This window comes from Streptomyces sp. MUM 203J, assembly GCF_022414595.1.
Taxonomy (GTDB): domain Bacteria; phylum Actinomycetota; class Actinomycetes; order Streptomycetales; family Streptomycetaceae; genus Streptomyces.
In genome coordinates this window covers 1-19,452 of sequence record NZ_JADWYO010000001.1, presented here as the reverse complement: position 1 = coordinate 19,452, position 19,452 = coordinate 1, and the positions used below count along the sequence as shown (strand labels likewise).

The following is a 19,452-nucleotide window of genomic DNA, read 5'->3' as shown; positions in this document are numbered from 1 at the left end:
TGAGCAGGAGTACTCAGAGGCGACGGGCTTTCAGCGCCATGTGCAGCAGCAGCCGGTCCTCGCCCGAGTCCAGATCCAGGCCGGTCAACTGCTCCACGCGGGACAGGCGGTAGTAGAGGGTCTGGCGGTGGATGCCGAGCGCCTGGGCGGTGCGGCTCGCCTGGCCCGCGCAGTCGAGGAACACCTCCGCCGTCCGGGCCAGTTCGCTGTGCGCCGGGCCGAGCAGCAGACGGACCGCCGGGTCCGGGGCGGTCGCCCCCGGGCCGCCCGGCACGACGGGCCCGCCCTCCGTCTCCTCCCCCGGCAGGGCCGTCAGCAGCCGGTACGGCCCGATGCCCGACCAGGTGGCCACCGGCCCCCGTTCCGGCTCCGCCCGCGCCGCCCGCGCCGCGCCCAGCGCCTCCCCCCACGCCACCGCCAGCTCCGCCAGGCCCCGCCGCGGCTCGGCCACCCCGGCCGCCGCGCCCGGTCCGGCCACGCCGCGCAGCCGCGCCCCCGCCGCCAGCACCGGGGACAGCGCGCCCGCCGAGCGGAGCCGTACCAGCGCGCCCAGCGCCTGACCCTTCCGCCACGGCACCGCGCACAGGGCCGCCGCGCCCGGAACCGCCCGTACCGAGGGTCCCTCGGCGTCCGGCCAGGGCAGCACGCACACCAGCGCGTGCAGGCCCTCCGCGTCCGGGCCCAGCGCCTCCCGCAGCGCCGCCAGCGCCATGTCGTACTGCCAGTCGCGCTCCGCCGTCAGCGCCGCCCGCAGCTCCCGTGACAGGTCGGAGCCCGCCCGCTTCTCCTCGGCCAGCAGCGCCCCGACCCGGGACGCCACCTCCATCGCCGCCGCCAGCCGCTCGGGCCCGGGCCCCGGCTCGGCGTCCAGCAGCCAGACGTACCCCAGGGCGACGCCCCGGTGCCTTACGGGGAGACAGAGCCGGTCCCGGTGCACCCCGGCTTCCGGCGTGGCCGGAATGCGCACCGGCCCGGTCGCCCGCGCGATGCCGAAGCTCTCGAACCACGCCCGGACCGCCGGGGTGGACTTCCGGGTCAGGATCGACCGCGTACGGACCGGGTCCATCGCCGAGTCGTCCTCGCTGTCGTGCGCCCCGAAGGCGATCAGCCCGAAGTCCCGGTCCTCCAGCGTCGCCGGGGCGCCCAGCAGCGCCGAGATCTCGTCGACCAGCTCCTGGTAATCGCCCTTCACCCGCCCATTGTCCCACTGGCTTCAGACAGATGTCTGAGATCCGCGGCACGGACCCGTGACACCTGTCGCTGGCCGCGGTCTGGCCTGATCCTTAGGTTTCACGGTGGTTCCCCGTGCTGTTTCCGGTACGTCGGTTTCCAGCCTCTTCCTGCTAGTTCTCCCGTTCATGGAGGTGCCCGTGCTGGGTCCCGTGATCCTCGCCGCGTCGCGCAGCGACAAGATGCGCCGCCTGGTGTCCGCGGCCCCGGTGACCAAGCCGGTCGTCGACCGGTTCATCCCGGGTGAGACGGTCGACCAGGTCATCCCCATCGTGACGGAGCTGGCCGACAAGGGCCTGGAGATCACGCTGGACGTGGTGGGGGAGGACATCACCACCCCCGAGCAGGCCTCCGCCGCCCGCGACGCCTATCTGGAGCTGATCGAGCGGCTCAGGCCGCTGCGCCTGGAGGAGGGCGCCGAGATGTCGGTCAAGCTCTCCATGTTCGGCCAGGCGCTGGAGGGCGGCCACGAGCTGGCCCTCGCGAACGTCCGTCCGGTCGTCGAGGCCGCCGCCGCGATCGGCACGACGGTCACGCTGGACGCCGAGGACCACACGACCCTCGACTCGATGTTCGCCATCCACGAGGAACTGCGGAAGGACTTCCCGCAGACCGGCTGCGTCATCCAGTCGTACCTCTTCCGCACCGAGGAGGACGCCCGCCGCCTCGCCGCGAACGGCAGCCGTGTCCGCCTGGTGAAGGGCGCGTACAAGGAGCCTGCCTCCGTCGCGTACCAGGACAAGGCCGAGATCGACAAGGCGTACGTCCGCATCCTGAAGATCCTGATGGCGGGCGAGGGCTACCCGATGATCGGCTCGCACGACCCGCGGCTCATCGCCATCGGCCAGGAGCTGGCGCGCCGCGCCGGGCGCAAACTGGACGAGTACGAGTTCCAGATGCTGTACGGCATCCGTGGCGAGGAGCAGACCCGGCTGGCCGCGGAGGGCCACCGGATGCGCGTCTACACGGCGTACGGGACGGACTGGTACGGGTACTTCATGCGCAGGCTCGCGGAGAAGCCGGCGAACCTGCTGTTCTTCGCGCGGAGCATGATCACCAGGAACTGAGCCCGCCCGGCGGTCCGCACCCGCGAACCCGAGCCCCCGATCCGTGGTCGAAAGGGCCGGATCAGGGAAGGCGAACCCCGAGGGGCCGTACCCCTGGCCCCCCGAGAACCCCGGAAACCCCAGAACCCCAGGGCAGAGCCCACCCCTCACTGAAGGAGCTAGGTAAACCATGGACGCTGTGACCCAGGTCCCCGCCCCGGTCAACGAGCCGGTGCACGGCTACGCCCCCGGTTCTGCGGAGCGCGCACGGCTGGAGGCCAAGCTCAAGGAGCTGGCCGAGAACCCCATCGACCTGCCCATGACCATCAACGGCGTCAAGCGCATGGGCCGCGGCGAGCGGGTGAACGTCGTGCAGCCGCACAACCACCAGGCCGTCATCGGCACGTTCGTCGGTGCCACCCGGGAGGACGCCCAGGACGCCGTCGACGCGGCCCTGGCCGCCGCGCCCGGCTGGCGCGCGATGTCCTTCGACGACCGCGCCGCGATCTTCCTGCGCGCCGCCGACCTGCTGTCGGGCCCGTGGCGCGAGACGCTGGCCGCCTCCACCATGCTCGGCCAGTCGAAGACCGCCCAGCAGGCCGAGATCGACACCCCGTGCGAGCTGATCGACTTCTGGCGCTTCAACGTCAAGTACGCCCGTGACCTGCTGGCCGAGCAGCCGCCGGCGAACTCCCCGGGCGTCTGGAACCGCCTCGACCACCGCCCGCTCGAGGGCTTCGTCTACGCGATCACGCCGTTCAACTTCACCGCGATCGCCGGCAACCTCCCCACCGCCCCCGCCCTCATGGGCAACGTGGTGGTCTGGAAGCCGTCCCCGACGCAGACCCACGCCGCCGTGCTGCTCATGGAGCTGCTGGAGGAGGCCGGGCTGCCGAAGGGCGTCATCAACCTGGTGACGGGCGACGGCATCGCCGTCTCCGAGGTGGCCCTGAACCACCCGATGCTCGCCGGCATCCACTTCACCGGTTCGACGAAGACCTTCCAGCACCTGTGGAAGACCGTCGGTGCCAACATCGAGAAGTACCGCTCCTACCCGCGGATCGTCGGCGAGACGGGCGGCAAGGACTTCGTCGTCGCGCACCCGAGCGCCGACCGCGCCGTCCTTAAGACCGCGCTGACCCGCGGCTCCTTCGAGTTCCAGGGCCAGAAGTGCTCCGCGAGCTCGCGCGCGTACATCCCGGCCTCCATCTGGAACTCCGGCTTCAAGGAGGAGTTCGCGGCCGAGGTCGACGGCATCAGGATGGGCGACGTGTCCGACCTGTCGAACTTCATCGGCGCCGTCATCGACGACCGCGCGTTCGCCAAGAACAAGGCCGCGATCGACCGGGCCAAGGCCGACCCGACCTGCACCGTCGTCGCCGGCGGCACGTACGACGACTCGGTGGGCTACTTCGTCCGCCCGACCGTCGTCGAGTGCACCGACCCGTCGAACGAGGTCTTCACGACCGAGTACTTCGGCCCGTTCCTGGCGGTGTACGTGTACGAGGACGACCAGTACGACGCCATGCTGGAGCAGATGGAGTCCGTCTCGGCCTACGCGCTGACCGGCGCGGTCATCGCCAACGACCGCGCCGCCGCCCGGTACACGATGGACAAGCTGCGCTACGCGGCCGGCAACTTCTACATCAACGACAAGTCGACCGGCGCCGTCGTCGGCCAGCAGCCCTTCGGCGGTGGCCGCGCGTCCGGTACGAACGACAAGGCGGGCGCCCCGCAGAACCTGATGCGCTGGACGCTGACCCGCGCCATCAAGGAGACGCTGGTCCCGCCGACCGAGTACGGCTACCCGCACATGGGCTGACGCCCGGCGCGGGCTCACGCCCCCGCGGACACCGCCCCCCTTCGGCGCCCTCACGCCGGACGGGGGCGGTCTCATGTCCGCGGGGGCCGCGCCGTCTCAGATAGTAGGAAGTCCGAGTAATTGTGGAGACAGAGGCGCCCGGCTCGCTTAGCTTTGTAGGAGCCGAACGTCTCGCTTCACCAGCGAACGGCGGTCGAGCGCGCGATTCGCCCCTGACAGGCAACCCCTGTGGCCGCGCCTCCCGCCCCTTCCGGCGCCTTCATCCCCCTCGTCTGAAGGAGTCGATCCGCGATGTCTTTCGCCGCCCCCCGCCCCGCCCGTGTCCGTGTCCGCCACGCCGCCGCCCGCTCCGCCGAGGCCGAGCGCAAGAACGCCGCCGCCGCGCTGCAGCGCGCCCTCGACCGCCGGGACAACGGCGGCGCGACCGGCCACTGAGCCGGTCGGCCGCGGCCCTGCGCCTGCTCGCGCGTGGTCCACATGGTGGACGGTCGATGTCAGGCAATGGGACGAAGAGTAGGGTGCCGACATGTCTCGCAGCATCAATCTCGCAGTGATCCCCGGTGACGGCATCGGCCAGGAGGTCGTGGCCCAGGGACTCAAGGTCCTCCGGGCCGTCCTCCCGCAGGACGTGAAGCTGGAGACCAAGGAGTACGACCTCGGCGCCCGGCGCTGGCACCGCACCGGGGAGACCCTCCCCGACGCGGAGCTGGAGTCCCTCAAGGGGCACGACGCCATCCTGCTGGGCGCCATCGGTGACCCGTCCGTGCCCTCCGGCGTCCTGGAGCGCGGGCTGCTCCTCAAACTGCGGTTCGCCTTCGACCACTACGTGAACCTGCGTCCGTCGAAGCTGTTCCCGCAGACCGAGACCCCGCTCGCCGGGCGTCCCGACATCGACTTCGTGGTCGTCCGCGAGGGCACCGAGGGGCCCTACACCGGCAACGGCGGTGCCCTGCGCACCGGCACGCCCGCCGAGGTCGCCACCGAGGTCAGCGTGAACACCGCGTACGGCGTCGAGCGCGTCGTCCGGGACGCCTACGAGCGCGCCGACGCCCGCCCGCGCAAGAAGCTGACCCTGGTCCACAAGAACAACGTCCTCGTGTACGCCGGACACATGTGGAAGAGGATCTTCGACAAGGTGGGCGAGGAGTACCCCGAGGTCACCACCGACTACCTGCACGTCGACGCCGCGACGATCTTCTTCGTCACCCAGCCGGAGCGGTTCGACGTCATCGTCACCGACAACCTCTTCGGTGACATCCTCACCGACCTCGCCGCGGCCGTCACCGGCGGCATCGGGCTGGCCGCCTCCGGCAACATCAACCCGACGGGTGCCTTCCCGTCCATGTTCGAGCCCGTGCACGGCTCGGCGCCCGACATCGCGGGCACCGGCAAGGCCGACCCCACGGCCACGGTCCTGTCCGTGGCACTGCTCCTGCGCCACCTCGGATACGGCACGGAGGCCGCCCGCATCGAGGAGGCCGTCGCCGCAGACCTGACCGAGCGCGCGGGCTCCGCCGCCCGTACTACGGACGAGACCGGTGACGCCCTGGCGGCGCGGGTGGCGGGCTGACCCGACACGGACCCGGAAACAGCCAGGTGAAGCCGCCGGGCCGCGCCCCCGCGCCCGGCGGCTTCCGCATGCGCGGCCCGGGTGCGCCCCGGCGCCGGACGGCGCGCTCGCACAGGGTCACACCCACCGCCCGTTTCCCCGGCCGGGCCCCCCGGGCGATAATCGAACGCGGGGCCGCGGCATGCGGTGACGCCCAGACGTCCTGGCAGCAGCACGGAGCAGCAGCGACAGCGGCAGGAACGGCGTGAGGCGCGGTCCGTCACACACGAACCGGTGAAGGACATGCACTCATGACGACGCCCACGACGATCGAGCTGAAGCCCTCCTCGAACCCGCTGTCCGACGCGGAGCGCGAGGCGATCCTCGCCAGCCCCGGCTTCGGCCGCCACTTCACCGACCACATGGTGGTCGTCAAGTGGACCGAGGGCCGCGGCTGGCACGACGCCGAGCTGGTGCCGTACGCGCCGCTGTCCATCGACCCGGCGAACATGACCCTGCACTACGCGCAGGAGATCTTCGAGGGTCTGAAGGCCTACCGCCGCCCCGACGGCTCGGTCTCCCTCTTCCGCCCGGAGGCCAACGCCAGGCGGTTCCAGCTCTCCGCCCGCCGCCTGGCCATGCCGGAGCTGCCGGTCGAGACCTTCGTCGCCGCGTGCGACGCGCTGGTCAGGCAGGACCAGGCCTGGGTCCCGCCGCACGGCGGCGAGGAGTCCCTGTACCTGCGTCCCTTCATGATCGCCAACGAGGTGGGCCTGGGGGTCCGCCCGGCGAACGAGTACCTCTTCATCGTGATCGCCTCCCCGGCGGGCGCGTACTTCCCCGGCGGCGTCAAGCCGGTCTCCGTCTGGCTGTCGGAGAACTACGTCCGAGCCGTCCCCGGCGGCATGGGCTTCGCCAAGACCGGCGGCAACTACGCGGCCTCCCTGCTCGCCCAGGCCGAGGCCGCGGCGAAGGGCTGCGACCAGGTCGTCTGGCTCGACGCGCTGGAGCACAAGTGGGTCGAGGAGATGGGCGGCATGAACCTGTACTTCGTGTACGGGGACCGCATCGTCACCCCCGAGCTGACCGGTTCGCTCCTGGCCGGGATCACCCGTGACTCCCTCCTCCAGGTCGCCCGGGACCTCGGCTATACGTCCGAGGAGGGCCGCATCTCCACCGAGCAGTGGCGCCGGGACACCGAGAACGGCACCCTGACCGAGGTGTTCGCGTGCGGCACCGCGGCGGTCATCACCCCGGTCGGCACGGTCAAGTCCGCGAACGGCGAGTGGACCCAGGGCGACGGCGAGCCCGGCGAGGTCACCCTGAAGCTGCGCGAGGCGCTCCTGTCCATCCAGACCGGCGCGTCCCCCGACACCCACGGCTGGACCCACCCGGTCGCGTAACGCCACTCCAGGCTCCCCCGAAGGGCCCGGCTCGCAGCATGCGAGCCGGGCCCTTCACTTCTCGCGCCCGCGCTTCGGCTTCCGCTTCCGGTCCAGCAGCCACTCCAGCCCGACCAGCAGCGCGTCCCCGGACCACGCGACGATCCCGGCCGCGGTCCTGAGCCCTCGCACGACGAGGGACCCGACGACTTCCTCCATGCCCACCCCGTTCTCGTAGAAGACCAGCTCACCAGGGAAGACGCCCGCACCGGCGGTCGGGTTGTGCCCGACGCCCTGCCGGCCCGCCGTTTCGTGCCGGGGGCCCGGCGCAGCTCCCCGGTTTGGGGAAGGGACGGAACGGCGGACATTTGAGCAGTACTCAATACAAGGTCGCGAACCCCTACCGCTTGCGTTCGCTTCATGGTTAGAGTGACGCTCAAAAGTCCCCGCCAGGAGGTGAACGACATGCGACTGACCCCGACGGAACGCGACCGCCTGCTCCTTTTCGGAGCCGCCGAACTCGCCCGGGCCCGCCGCGCCCGCGGTCTGCGGCTCAACGTCCCCGAGGCCACGGCCCTCATCGCGGACACCGTGTGCGAGGCGGCCAGGGACGGCCGCCGGCTCGCGGAGGCCGTCGAGGCGGCCCGCGCCGTCCTCGGCCCCGACGACGTCCTGCCGGGCGTGGCCGATGTCGTCACCGAGGTCCACGTCGAGGCCGTCTTCGACGACGGCTCCCGCCTGGCGGTGGTCACCGACCCCGTGGGCGCCGCCGCCACCGGGGGTGAGGACGCCCCCGGCGCCCTCCTCCCCGGCCCCGGCTACGCCGGTCTGGTGCCGGAACTGAGGCTCACGGTCCGCAACACCGCGACCGTCCCGGTCAGCGTCACCAGCCATTTCCACTTCTTCGAGGCGAACCCCCGGCTCCGCTTCGACCGGGCCGCCGCGTACGGCATGCGCCTGTGCGTCCCGGCCGGCTCCTCCATGCGCTTCGACCCGGGCGGCGAGGCCGAGGTGGGCCTCGTCCCGGTCGGCGGCGACCGTGTCGCGATCGGCTTCGCGGGCCTGGTCGACGGGCCGCTGGACGCCCCGGGCGCGAAGGAGGAGGCCCTGCGCCGGGCGGCGGCCTGCGGCTACCTGGGGGCGGCACCGGAACAGGTGACGGGCCCGGCGACACCGCGCCCGGCGGAACCGGCGCGGACACCGAGTCCGGCGGCACCCCGTACGGCACCCCCCGTCGCACCTCCGCCGACCCTTCCGGAGGCCGCCCTGGCGGCAGGCCCCGCAGCCGCCGCGACGGCCGAGACGGAACCCGCCGGAGCGGAGGAGAACGCCTGATGGACCCCTACGAGTACGCCTCCGTCCACGGCCCCCGTACGGGCGACCGCGTCCGCCTCGGCGACTCCGGCCTGACCGTACGCGTCGAGTCGGACGCCCAGAAGCCGGGTGACGAGTTCCTGGCGGGCTTCGGCAAGACGGCCCGCGACGGACTGCACCTAAAGGCCGCCGCCGTACGTGAGACCTGCGACGTCGTCATCAGCAACGTCCTCGTCATCGACGCCGTCCAAGGCATCCGCAAGGTGTCCGTCGGCATCCGCGAGGGCCGGATCCACGCCATCGGCCGAGCGGGCAACCCGGACACCCTCGACGGCGTCGACGTGGTCGTGGGCACGGGCACGAGCATCGTGTCCGGCGAGGGCCTGATCGCCACCGCCGGTGCCGTGGACACCCACGTCCACCTGCTCTCCCCCCGCATCATGGAGGCGTCCCTCGCCTCCGGCGTGACCACGGTCATCGGCCAGGAGTTCGGCCCGGTCTGGGGCGTCGGCGTCAACTCCCCCTGGGCGCTGAAGCACGCGTTCAACGCGTTCGACGCCTGGCCCGTCAACATCGGTTTCCTGGCCCGCGGCTCGTCCTCGGACCCCGCGCCGCTCGTCGAGGCGCTGGCCGAGGGAGGCGCGTCCGGCTTCAAGGTCCATGAGGACATGGGCGCCCACACCCGCGCCCTCGACACGGCCCTGCGCGTGGCCGAGGAGCACGACGTCCAGGTCGCCCTGCACAGCGACGGCCTCAACGAGTGCCTGTCGGTCGAGGACACCCTGAAGGTCCTCGAAGGCCGGACGATCCACGCGTTCCACATCGAGGGCTGCGGCGGCGGACACGTCCCCAACGTCCTGAAGATGGCTGGCGTCCCCAACGTCATCGGCTCCTCCACCAACCCCACGCTCCCCTTCGGGCGGGACGCGGTCGCGGAGCACTACGGGATGATCGTCTCCGTCCACGACCTCAAGACCGACCTGCCCGGCGACGCCGCCATGGCCCGCGACCGCATCCGGTCCGGGACGATGGGCGCGGAGGACGTGCTGCACGACCTCGGCGCGATCGGCATCACCTCGTCGGACGCGCAGGGCATGGGAAGGGCCGGCGAGACCGTACGCCGGACCTTCGCCATGGCGGGGAAGATGAAGGCCGAGCTGGGCCCGCTGGAGGGAGACGGGGACGGCGACGACAACGCCCGCGTCCTGCGCTACATGGCCAAGCTCACCATCAACCCGGCCATCGCCCACGGCCTCGCACACGAGGTCGGCTCCATCGAGGTCGGCAAGCTGGCCGACATCGTGCTGTGGCGGCCGGAGTTCTTCGGTGCGAAGCCGCAGCTCGTCCTGAAGGCGGGTTTCCCGGCGTACGGGGTCGTGGGCGACCCCAACGCGGCCACCGACACCTGCGAACCCCTGGTGCTGGGACCGCAGTTCGGCGCACACGGCGCCACGGCGGCGGACATCTCGGTCGCGTTCGTGTCCGGTGCGGCGGCCCGGCTGGACGGCGACCGGATGCCGACCAGGCGCCGCAGGGTGGCCGTCCGCGGCACCCGCGGCATCGGCCCCGGAAACCTCCTCCTCAACTCCCGCATCGGAGAAGTGGCCGTGGACGGCCGCACGGGCCTGGTCACGCTCGACGGCGACCCGGTCCGCTCGGACCCCGCCGACTCCGTCTCCCTCAACCGCCTCTACTTCCTCTGAGGATCCAGCTCCCCATGACAGCCCCCAAGACAGCCCCCGCGACCTTCCGCATGCCGGCAGAGTGGGCTCCCCACGAGCGCACCTGGATGGCCTGGCCCAGCCCCAACCCCACCTTCACCGATGCCGGGGAACTGGCCGAGGCCCGCACCGCCTGGGCGCGGGTGGCCCGCGCCGTGCGCCGGTTCGAGCCGGTCACGATGGTCGTGGCCCCCGGCGACGCCGCCTCGGCCCGTGAGGCGCTCGGCCCGGACGTCGAGCTTCTCGAACGGGACCTCGACGACGCGTGGATGCGCGACATCGGCCCGACCTTCGTCACCAACGGCAGTGAACTGGCCGCCGTGGACTGGGTGTTCAACGGCTGGGGCGCCGCCGACTGGGCCCGCTGGGAGCATGACTCCAAGATCGCCCGCCATGTCGCGGACGCGGCCGAGGTCACCGTGCACAGCAGCCCCCTCGTCAACGAGGGCGGTGCCGTCCACGTGGACGGCGAGGGCACGGTCCTGCTCACCGACACCGTCCAGCTCGGCCCCGAGCGCAACCCCGGCTGGACCCGCGCCCAGGTCGAGGCGGAGATCCACGCGAGGCTCGGTACCAGCAAGGCGATCTGGCTGCCGCGCGGACTCACCGGCGACTACGGCAAGTTCGGCACCCGCGGCCATGTCGACATCGTCGCCGCGTTCGCCCGCCCGGGTGTCGTGGTCGCCCACACCCAGCCCGACCCGGCCCACCCGGACCACGAGCTGTGCAAGGAGATCGTGGCGCTGCTGCGGTCCCGGACGGACGCCAGGGGCCGCGCGCTGGAGGTCGTGGAGGTGCCCGCGCCGACGGTCCTGCGGGAGGACGGCGAGTGGGTCGACTACTCGTACATCAACCACTACCTCTGCAACGGGGGTGTGGTCCTCTGCGGCTTCGACGACCCGCGTGACGAGATCGCCGCCGGGATCTTCCGCCGTCTCTTCCCGGACCGCACGGTCACCCTGGTCGACGCCCGCACGATCTTCGCGGGCGGCGGCGGCATCCACTGCATCACCCAGCAGCAGCCGAAGCTCTGACACTTGCCCTCGCGGCCCGTCCACTGGGGCGGGCCGCTCGTGATCAGGTAGAACGTACGCGTGAACGAATCACCCAGGGCCGCCGCGGCACGGCGGCGGAACGCCGCGCCTCCCCGTGAGGAGGTGCTGGCCGCCGCCATGGCGATGATCGCCGAGCGCGGGCTCGAAGGCCTCACCATGGCGGGGCTCGGCCGCGAGGTCGGCATGAGCAGCGGTCACCTCATCTACTACTTCCACACCAAGGACGAGCTGCTGCTCCAGACCCTGGAGTGGAGCGAGGGCCGCCTCGGTGCCGAGCGCAGCGCGCTGCTGTCGCGCCAGGACCTGCCGGTGGGGGAGCGGCTGACCGAGTACGTCGGCCTCTACGTCCCCGACGGGCCGCGCGACCCGCACTGGACGCTGTGGCTGGAGGTCTGGAACCGGTCGCAGAACGCCGACGCGGACGCCCGCGCCCGGCAGGCCGCCATCGAGGGCGCCTGGCACCGGGACCTGGTGGCGCTGCTGGCCGAGGGGGTCTCGCGCGGCGAGCTGCGGGCGGTGGACCCCGACCGGTACGCGACCCGGCTGCGGGCCCTGCTGGACGGGTTCAGCGTGCACGTGGCGGTGGGGATACCCGGCACGGGCCGGGACCAGGTGCTCGCGCACGTGGAGGAGCACCTGCAGCAGACCCTGCTGACCGCATCGTGAGACCCTTGCCCACACCTCGGCCGGTGTATGGCAAACTGCCATCGTGCTCGCAAACCCGATGATTATCGGCAGCAGCGCGCCGGTCCGCAGTGACCGCTGACCCGACACCCACACCTTGTCGGGCGGCGGACACCGTGTCCCAGACCCGCGCGCAGACCTCTCGCACCCGCGAGGGGTTTTTTCGTTTTCCGGCCCCCCACCCGGGAGTGCGGCGGACGGCGCGCGAAGACAGGGACAAGTGGAGCCCTTCATTCCGGTGTTCCGGACCCGGAGCCACATCCCCACAGGAGCAGGACAGCAGCCATGACCAGTGATCAGCACGTCGACGACACCTTCCACGTGTTCGACACGACACTGCGCGACGGCGCCCAGCGCGAGGGCATCAACCTCACCGTCGCCGACAAGCTGACCATCGCCCGGCACCTGGACGAGTTCGGCGTGGGCTTCATCGAGGGCGGCTGGCCCGGCGCCAACCCCCGCGACACCGAGTTCTTCGCCCGCGCCCGCGCGGAGATCGACTTCAGGCACGCCCAGCTCGTGGCCTTCGGCGCCACCCGCCGCGCAGGTATCCAGGCCTCCGAGGACCCGCAGGTCAGGGCGCTGCTGGACTCCGGGGCCCCGGTCGTCACCCTGGTGGCGAAGTCGCACGACCGGCATGTGGAGCTGGCCCTGCGCACCACCCTGGACGAGAACCTGGCCATGGTCCGGGACACCGTCTCGTACCTGCGCGAGCAGGGCCGCCGGGTCTTCGTCGACTGCGAGCACTTCTTCGACGGCTACAAGGCGAACCCGCAGTACGCGAAGGCGGTCGTGCGGGCCGCGCACGAGGCGGGCGCCGACGTCGTCGTCCTCTGCGACACCAACGGCGGCATGCTCCCGCCGCAGGTCCAGGCGGTGGTCTCCACGGTCCTGGCCGACACCGGCGCCCGGCTCGGCATCCACGCCCAGGACGACACGGGCTGCGCGGTCGCCAACACCCTGGCCGCGGTCGACGGCGGCGCCACCCACGTCCAGTGCACCGCCAACGGCTACGGCGAGCGCGTCGGCAACGCGAACCTGTTCCCGGTGGTCGCGGCCCTGGAGCTGAAGTACGGCAGACCGGTCCTCCCCGAGGGCGCGCTGGCCGAGATGACCCGGATCAGCCACGCCATCGCGGAGGTCGTCAACCTCACCCCCTCCACCCACCAGCCGTACGTCGGCGTCTCGGCCTTCGCGCACAAGGCGGGCCTGCACGCCTCCGCGATCAAGGTGGACCCGGACCTGTACCAGCACATCGACCCGGAACAGGTCGGCAACACCATGCGGATGCTGGTCTCCGACATGGCCGGCCGCGCCTCGGTCGAGCTGAAGGGCAAGGAACTCGGCGTCGACCTGGGCGACGACCGGGAGCTGGTGGGCCGCGTGGTGGAGCGGGTCAAGGAGCGGGAGCTCCAGGGCTACACGTACGAGGCCGCGGACGCCTCCTTCGAGCTCCTGCTGCGGGAGGAGGCGGAGGGCCACCCCATCCGCTACTTCCGTACCGAGTCCTGGCGGGCGATCGTCGAGGACCGTCCGGACGGCACCCACGCGAACGAGGCCACGGTCAAACTGTGGGCGGACGGGGAGCGGATCGTCGCCACGGCGGAGGGCAACGGCCCGGTCAACGCCCTGGACCGGGCGCTGCTGACCGCCCTGGAGCGGATCCACCCGCAGCTCACCAAGTTCGAGCTGGTCGACTACAAGGTCCGCATCCTGGAGGGACGGCACGGCACGGAGTCCACGACCCGTGTCCTGATCACGACCACCGACGGGGACACGGAGTGGTCGACGGTGGGTGTGGGCGAGAACGTGATCGCGGCCTCGTGGCAGGCGCTGGTGGACGCGTACACCTACGGCCTGCTGAGGGCGGGTGTGGTACCCAGGAGGGACTGACATCCCGCAATCCCCCAAACAGGGACAAAGAGGTACTGTCGATGATATGAGGGCAAGGCCGCTTTCGATCCTCGCGGGCCTGGTGCTGGCGCTCCTCCTGGCACTGGCGCCCGCCACGGGTGCGAAGGCGGCCTCCGACGCGCTGCGGGACGCGGCGAGCGCGCTCAAGCAGGGCCCGGTCTACGTCCACCCGGCGGCGACGGCCCAGCTCCCGCCCTCGGCGGAGCGGGCCCTGGAGCAGAAGATCATCCAGGCGGACAAGCCGCTCATGCTGGCGGTCCTCCCGGCCACGGCCGACTTCCCCGAGGAAGACCTCCTCCAGGATCTGCGCGCGCTCACCGGTGTGACCGGCGTGTACGGGGTGAGGCTGGGTGACGCCTTCGACGCGGGCGCGGACCGGGTGGTCCTGTCGCAGCCGACGGTCGAGAACCTGGTGACCGGGGTGAGCGGCCCCGGGGTGGACGCCACCACCCAGCTGAACAACTTCGCCGACCAGGCCCTGCCGCAGATGCGCGGCTCGGCCCCCGCCTCCTGGGCGGGTTCACCGGGCGAGAGGGTCTCGGTAGGCGGCCTGATCACGATGGGCACGCTGCTGCTGGCGACGGGCGCGGGCGCGACGGCGGTCACCCTCCGCAAGCGGGGCCGCAGGAGGGCGGAGGAGCAGGAGGCCCTCGGCAAGCTCCGCACGGTCGTGGACGAGGACATCACGGCGTACGGCGAGGAGCTGGACCGGCTCGACCTCCACCCCGCCGACGACGACACCACGCGCACGGACTACGGAAACGCCCTGGACACCTACGACAAGGCGAAGCAGCTCATGGACCAGGCCCGTCACCCCCACGACGTCCGTGCGGTGACCGAGGCCCTGGCGGACGGCCGCCACACGCTGGCCGTCCTTGCCGCCCGCCGCGAGGGCCGCCCGCTTCCCGAGCGGCGGGCACCCTGCTTCTTCGACCCGCGCCACGGCCCGTCGGTCACCGAGCTCTCCTGGACCCCACCGGGCGGCACACCCCGCGAGGTCCCGGTCTGCGCGTCCGACGAGTCCCGCCTGAAGGCGGGCGCCCCACCCGACGCCCGCACCGTCGACACCCCCGACGGCCCCCGCCCGTACTGGGAGGCCGGCCCCGCCTACGGCCCCTGGGCCGCCGGCTACTACACGGGCGGCCTCCTCCCCGGCCTCCTGATGGGCACCATGCTCGGCTCCATGCTCTCCACCCCGGCCTACGCCGCCGAATACGGCGGCGCCGACTTCCAGGGCGGCGACTTCGGCGGCGCCGACTCCGCGGGTTCTGGCTTCGGCGGCGATTTCGGCGGAGGCGGTGGGGGAGGGGACTGGGGCGGCGGGTTCGGCGGCGGGGACTTCGGTGGGGGGTTCTGACCAGCCGCACTCCTCTTCTTCCTCGTATCGTCAGGAAGCGTGAATTGGTTGCGACGCGGGAAGATGGCTCTCATTCCCGTGCAATGGCATTCCTGGCGAACGCAAGTCGCCGTCGACTGTCATCCAGCCAATCGTCATCCACATCGATCGGTATGCGTACAGATATCTGCGTTGACGGTGAGTCGTGCACGGTTACTTCTACTGGATCATCGGGAGTCACCGCGAGCCATGCGCTACGCCCGCCCGCAGGCCATTCGATTCCCTCGTCGGCGTTCAATGAAGTGAGGCAGCGCTCCCAGTCGTCCAAGTCTCGAAGCGATATCTGCAGGCTGACGCGACCACTAACGAAGTCGCTTTTCAGTTCGATTTCAGCCGAGTGGTATCGCTCGCTCTGCATTGCGTAGGAAGCCTCGAGCGATAGGTGCACTTCCAGGCTTTGGATGTGATCATTGAAGCTAATCAGCGTGATCGTGTCTTGCTTCGCCATAGATGCCTACTGTGTAGTGACGGGTGATTGGGATTCCTGGCCTTCCGTTCTCTCTGCTGCGTGCTGTTGAGTGAATTCCTCCACTCGATCCTAGGGGGAAGAGAGGGAGCCGCCGGAGGACCGGCTAGCGGGGCGCCAGCCGTGGGCGAAGCTCTTGGAGGCGAGGGAGGGGCCGGTCGCCGGGCCGGGGTACTGGTTCGTGGTGCCTTCGGACCAGTTGGCCGTGACCGGGTGGACCGTCACGGGACGGGCATTGCAGGAGTAGGACCAGGTGTTGTAAAGGGCCAGGTTCGCGCCGAGGATCCAGGCGTTCTTCAGCGAGGACTCGACTCCGGCGAACTTGAGGAACGAGACGGCCTTGTGCCCGCCACCGTCGTAGGTACCGGCCTTCAGCACGGTGTTGGTGGAGAAGTTGGTGTTGTAGGGATGCTGGACGTAGGTGCCGGACGTCGCGCTGATCCGCGTCACGGAGGGGTCGACGCGTACGGGGAAGACCCGCTCGGGCTCGGTCAGCCACTCCCCGTCGAGCGTGACGGTGAGGACGAGGCGGCCGTCCTGTTCATCAAGCTCGTACGTGACGCCGTCCGAGATGGCGCCCTGGTTGGCGTTCTCGGCGACGGCCGAGTCCTCCATCCAGCCGCGCGGCATGCGCGCCCGCTCCGCACCAGAGGAGTCGCTGAACACCACGGCACCGTCGTCGTCCAGTCGGGCGTTCAAGCCGTCCAGCTCCAGCGGGAAACGCCACCGGGTTGGAGCGTCCGAGCTCTTCAGAACGATGGTCTCCTTCACCGTGCTGTTGGAGGCGAGGAGTTGGATGTCGGAGTCGGGACGCACGTCGGTGTAGGTGATGGTGCTGCCCTTCACCTCCCCGCGACTGCCGACCGCGCCTTCGACGGAGTAGCCCACGGACAGCCCGTCAGCCACGCTCATGCGCACCAGCGGTGAGGCGTCGGCGGTCTCACCCAACCGCGCATCGGCCTGGGTCGAGCGCGTCTCCCACATCTCGTCGGAGCCACTCATCCCCCGCGGGCCCGAGGGCTTGACGAGCGAGGCGTCGATCTCCTCCCAGGATCCGCGCTCGTCCTGCCGGTGGTTGACGGGCTCGTTGTAGAAGCGGGTGGTGTAGGTGCCGTCCTGGTTCAGAAACGTCCGCGTGCGCTCGCCGCGCTGCTCCGGAAGCTCCTTGCTCCGCTTCTCGTCGAAACCGGACTTCTCGTCGGAGCCGGAAGCGGCTTCCTCGACGTCGGGCGCGGGCATCTTCCGAACCTCGCCCATGGCAGGCGGCTTCGGCGGCCCGGGGAGCCGAACATCCGAGACCCCGGTCTCCTGGCCGAGTTGTCCGGGAGCGGTCAGCACCTTGTCGCGCCCACCGGATGCCTTCGCCTCCGTACTGCCCAGCTCCGCCTGATGGCTGCGTCCGTCGGCGCTGCCCCAGCGCTGGTCCGGCGCGTCGCCCGCGTCCGATGTTGCTGCCGGGCGACCGGAGCGCTGCAGCACGGTCGCGGCAGCGGTCTCCGTACCGGCGATGACAGCCATGACGAAGGCCATGGATATGACAAGTGGACGCGCGCGGCGCACGGACTTCCCCCCACTGTGATGATCAGGTGAGGGGAAGGTGTAGTAGCACTGGAGTGCGCATCACAAGGTCTGCACGGATTTGTGTGACATTGATCGCTGACGGAGGCAGGGAGGGATGGGGCGGTTCATGTCACTTAGTGGCAGATTCGGAGACAACCCCTGTGCAAGGCAGACACCTGGCCGAGTCGGCGGCGCCCAGGGCATATGAGCCCCTGCACAGAGGGGACCGGGGCGACCGCCTCGGCCGCGGGCCACGATAATCGCGGGATGCGACACGCGAACCACACACGCTCCCGGTCCCGCCGCAGACCCCAGGCGGACCTGTCGGGGAGGGACAGACTGCCGTCCCTGACCGGGCTCCGCTTCTGGGCCGCTCTCCTGGTCGTGCTCTATCACCTCTCCCGGCAGATCGGTGAGATACCCGGTGTCAGCCAGACCGTGTGGTACGGCCGGAGCGGTGTCACCTTCTTCTTCGTCCTGTCCGGCTTCGTCCTGGCGTGGACGTACGACGGCAAGGCGGTTCCCGCGAAGGTCTTCCTCTGGCGGCGCTTCGCCCGCATCTGGCCGCTCATGGCGGTCACGGGTGCCCTGTCTGTCGCCGTGTGGATCTGGCTCGGCCAGACAGCGATGGTGTCGGCGAAGTCCGTGGTCGCGAACCTGTTCCTCGTGCACGCCTGGATGCCCGACACGGTCAAGGGCGCCAATCCGGCGGCCTGGTCGCTCAGCGACGAGGCCTGGTTCTACCTGCTCTTCCCGCTGCTGATGGCGCTGCCGGCGTTCCGCTCAGGCCGGGGCCGCCGCTGGATCTGGGTGCTGACGTGCGCAGGCGTGGTCCTGGTGTGGCTGAGCGGCGCGCTGCTCAGCGACGTGGCGACGCGGGTGTGGGCGCTTGACTACCTGCCGCTGACCCGCATGCTCCAGTTCATGCTCGGTGTCGCGGCGGGCCTCGCGGTGGCCCGTGGCTGGCGGCCGCCGGTGGGCCTGTGGTCGGCCGTGGCGCTCACCGCGGCCTGGCACCTGGCACTGATCCCATGGTCGTGGTACACCTCGGACGCCGATTGGTTCGGTCCGCTGCAGGCGTCGCAGCTGCTGTCCACGCCGCTCTTCGCGCTCCTCGTCGCCGCGGCCGCGCGCGCGGACCTGGAGGGGCGCAGGACCGGCCTGAGCGGCCGCTGGACGGTGCGGCTCGGGCACTGGTCGTTCGCGTGGTACCTCATCCACGAGATCGTCATCCGGCCGTGGCGGGCGATGTACGGCCGTCCGGACGACCTGATCGCAACAGCCCTGGTGTGGTTGCTGGTGATCGTGGTCAGCCAGGCCCTTTCCGGCCTTGCCTACCACTGGGTGGAGCACCCCTTGGAGCGCATGCTGCGCGCGGCGGGCCCGCAGCCGCCCCGACCGGCGGAACCCGCCGTGACACCGGCTCCGCGGACGGCTCCGGATGCGGACACGCCCGTATGCCCTACTCGCCCTCGTGTAAGCGGTGCCGGTCCACGAGGATGACCTCGCCACGCTTCTCCGCCGCCCTGGGGTCCTCGGTGAAGCCCGCGCCGCTGTAGCAGGCGGGCTTGGCGAGGATGGTGTCGACTTCCTTCCCCTTCAGCAGCGTCAGGGTGTACCGGAGGCGTCCAGATGGCTCGTATCCGTTTTCTGGGTCCCCCTTCGCCTCGCCCACCGACAGCAGGACACCGGTCTCCCGGCCGACCGCACCGCGTACCAGCGGGTCGAGCTCGTGGCTCGTACGGGCCGTCGGGTCAGCCACCGTGCCGCAGGAGACGTCGAGCGGCCGCCGGAGGTTTCCGGGCCGGCGAGGTGCGACACCCGGTCACGGCACAGCGGCTCGAAGCGGGGCCCGGGACCGCCGACCGGAAGCGGGCCTGACTGCCGGACCGGACTGCGGATGCGATCAGGGGAAGTGCGCTTCCTCACCGCACACGGTAGGTATGCGGTGACACCGCGTTCCTGGCCCGGGCAGCCGCTCAGGGTCAGGTCTTTGGTGGGTCTCCACAACCCACCCCCGGGTTCCCCTGGTGGATCAGGCACCCGCCGTCCGGGTTCTGTTCGGGGGGTACAGGAGATGACTTCGGAGACTGTGTGGAGTCGACGGCGGGATTTGCTTGGTGGGGTCCGTAGGGTCGGGGCATGACCGTTGTGGACGAAACCCAGGGTGCGCCGACCGACGCCCGAGGGCGGGTGGCCGAGCTGCACGCCCTGCGCGAGGAGGCCCGTCGCGGCCCCAGTGAGCGGGCCACCGAGGCGCAGCATGCCAAGGGAAAGCTGACTGCGCGGGAGCGGATCGGGCTGCTGCTGGAC

The 19,452-nt window shown here is 71.1% G+C and carries 17 protein-coding genes and 1 pseudogene; 13 read left to right on the top strand and 5 right to left on the bottom strand.

Annotation, left to right across the window (positions count from 1 at the left end; translation table 11 throughout):
* Positions 1 to 13 precede the first annotated feature (13 nt).
* Positions 14 to 1,192 (bottom strand): CdaR family transcriptional regulator, encoded by a 1,179-nt coding sequence (locus tag I3F58_RS00090; protein ID WP_240106029.1) that lies wholly within the window; start codon positions 1,190 to 1,192, stop codon positions 14 to 16.
* A gap of 178 nt (positions 1,193 to 1,370) precedes the next feature.
* Between I3F58_RS00090 and I3F58_RS00085 the strand changes: the two genes are divergently transcribed.
* From I3F58_RS00085 to I3F58_RS00065, 5 genes are all read left to right on the top strand, one after another.
* On the top strand, positions 1,371 to 2,297 hold the full coding sequence (locus I3F58_RS00085) for a proline dehydrogenase family protein (protein ID WP_240106028.1): 927 nt from the start codon (positions 1,371 to 1,373) through the stop codon (positions 2,295 to 2,297).
* A 169-nt stretch (positions 2,298 to 2,466) separates the two neighbouring features.
* Positions 2,467 to 4,098 (top strand): L-glutamate gamma-semialdehyde dehydrogenase, encoded by a 1,632-nt coding sequence (pruA, locus tag I3F58_RS00080; RefSeq protein ID WP_240106027.1) that lies wholly within the window; start codon positions 2,467 to 2,469, stop codon positions 4,096 to 4,098.
* A gap of 291 nt (positions 4,099 to 4,389) precedes the next feature.
* Positions 4,390 to 4,533, top strand: coding sequence for a hypothetical protein (locus tag I3F58_RS00075; protein WP_240106026.1), 144 nt, complete (start codon positions 4,390 to 4,392; stop codon positions 4,531 to 4,533).
* 91 nt (positions 4,534 to 4,624) lie between these two features.
* On the top strand, positions 4,625 to 5,668 hold the full coding sequence (locus I3F58_RS00070; protein WP_240106025.1) for a 3-isopropylmalate dehydrogenase: 1,044 nt from the start codon (positions 4,625 to 4,627) through the stop codon (positions 5,666 to 5,668).
* A 290-nt stretch (positions 5,669 to 5,958) separates the two neighbouring features.
* Positions 5,959 to 7,050 (top strand): branched-chain amino acid aminotransferase, encoded by a 1,092-nt coding sequence (locus I3F58_RS00065; protein ID WP_240106024.1) that lies wholly within the window; start codon positions 5,959 to 5,961, stop codon positions 7,048 to 7,050.
* 54 nt (positions 7,051 to 7,104) lie between these two features.
* Here the strand turns inward: I3F58_RS00065 and I3F58_RS00060 are convergent, their stop codons facing one another.
* Entirely contained in the window at positions 7,105 to 7,248 is a 144-nt protein-coding gene (locus tag I3F58_RS00060) for a hypothetical protein (protein ID WP_240106023.1), read from the bottom strand.
* 246 nt (positions 7,249 to 7,494) lie between these two features.
* Between I3F58_RS00060 and ureA the strand changes: the two genes are divergently transcribed.
* The 6 genes from ureA (at position 7,495) to I3F58_RS00030 (ending at position 15,074) form a co-directional block, all read left to right on the top strand.
* The gene (gene ureA, locus I3F58_RS00055; protein WP_240106022.1) at positions 7,495 to 8,364 is read left to right on the top strand and encodes an urease subunit gamma; all 870 of its coding nucleotides are present in this window, start codon (positions 7,495 to 7,497) and stop codon (positions 8,362 to 8,364) included.
* On the top strand, positions 8,364 to 10,046 hold the full coding sequence (locus tag I3F58_RS00050; protein ID WP_240106021.1) for an urease subunit alpha: 1,683 nt from the start codon (positions 8,364 to 8,366) through the stop codon (positions 10,044 to 10,046). The genes ureA and I3F58_RS00050 overlap by 1 nt, the downstream gene beginning before the upstream one ends.
* 14 nt (positions 10,047 to 10,060) lie before the next feature.
* On the top strand, positions 10,061 to 11,098 hold the full coding sequence (locus I3F58_RS00045; RefSeq protein ID WP_240106020.1) for an agmatine/peptidylarginine deiminase: 1,038 nt from the start codon (positions 10,061 to 10,063) through the stop codon (positions 11,096 to 11,098).
* A gap of 138 nt (positions 11,099 to 11,236) precedes the next feature.
* The gene (locus I3F58_RS00040; RefSeq protein WP_240106307.1) at positions 11,237 to 11,785 is read left to right on the top strand and encodes a TetR/AcrR family transcriptional regulator; all 549 of its coding nucleotides are present in this window, start codon (positions 11,237 to 11,239) and stop codon (positions 11,783 to 11,785) included.
* A gap of 303 nt (positions 11,786 to 12,088) precedes the next feature.
* Positions 12,089 to 13,696: a citramalate synthase gene (gene cimA, locus I3F58_RS00035; RefSeq protein ID WP_240106019.1), complete on the top strand. Its 1,608-nt coding sequence runs from the start codon at positions 12,089 to 12,091 to the stop codon at positions 13,694 to 13,696.
* Between the two features lie 46 nt (positions 13,697 to 13,742).
* Positions 13,743 to 15,074, top strand: a complete 1,332-nt coding sequence (locus I3F58_RS00030; protein WP_240106018.1) for a hypothetical protein — start codon at positions 13,743 to 13,745, stop codon at positions 15,072 to 15,074.
* Positions 15,075 to 15,144: 70 nt separating this feature from the next.
* On the opposite strand, the gene I3F58_RS00025 is transcribed toward I3F58_RS00030, so the two are convergent.
* Both I3F58_RS00025 and I3F58_RS00020 read right to left on the bottom strand, forming a co-directional pair.
* Positions 15,145 to 15,561: a DUF5959 family protein gene (locus I3F58_RS00025; protein WP_240106017.1), complete on the bottom strand. Its 417-nt coding sequence runs from the start codon at positions 15,559 to 15,561 to the stop codon at positions 15,145 to 15,147.
* A gap of 90 nt (positions 15,562 to 15,651) precedes the next feature.
* A complete protein-coding gene (locus I3F58_RS00020; RefSeq protein ID WP_240106016.1) occupies positions 15,652 to 17,109 on the bottom strand; it encodes a DNRLRE domain-containing protein in 1,458 nt (485 codons plus the stop codon).
* A 297-nt stretch (positions 17,110 to 17,406) separates the two neighbouring features.
* Between I3F58_RS00020 and I3F58_RS00015 the strand changes: the two genes are divergently transcribed.
* Complete coding sequence (locus I3F58_RS00015) at positions 17,407 to 18,642, top strand: acyltransferase (RefSeq protein ID WP_240106015.1); 1,236 nt, start codon at positions 17,407 to 17,409, stop codon at positions 18,640 to 18,642.
* On the opposite strand, the gene I3F58_RS00010 is transcribed toward I3F58_RS00015, so the two are convergent.
* On the bottom strand, positions 18,602 to 18,901 hold the full coding sequence (locus I3F58_RS00010) for a hypothetical protein (RefSeq protein WP_240106014.1): 300 nt from the start codon (positions 18,899 to 18,901) through the stop codon (positions 18,602 to 18,604). The two genes, I3F58_RS00015 and I3F58_RS00010, sit on opposite strands and share 41 nt — an antisense overlap.
* Before the next feature lie 380 nt (positions 18,902 to 19,281).
* On the opposite strand from I3F58_RS00010, the pseudogene I3F58_RS00005 reads away from it, so the two are divergent.
* Positions 19,282 to 19,452: pseudogene (locus I3F58_RS00005) on the top strand (methylmalonyl-CoA carboxyltransferase); the annotation flags it as partial.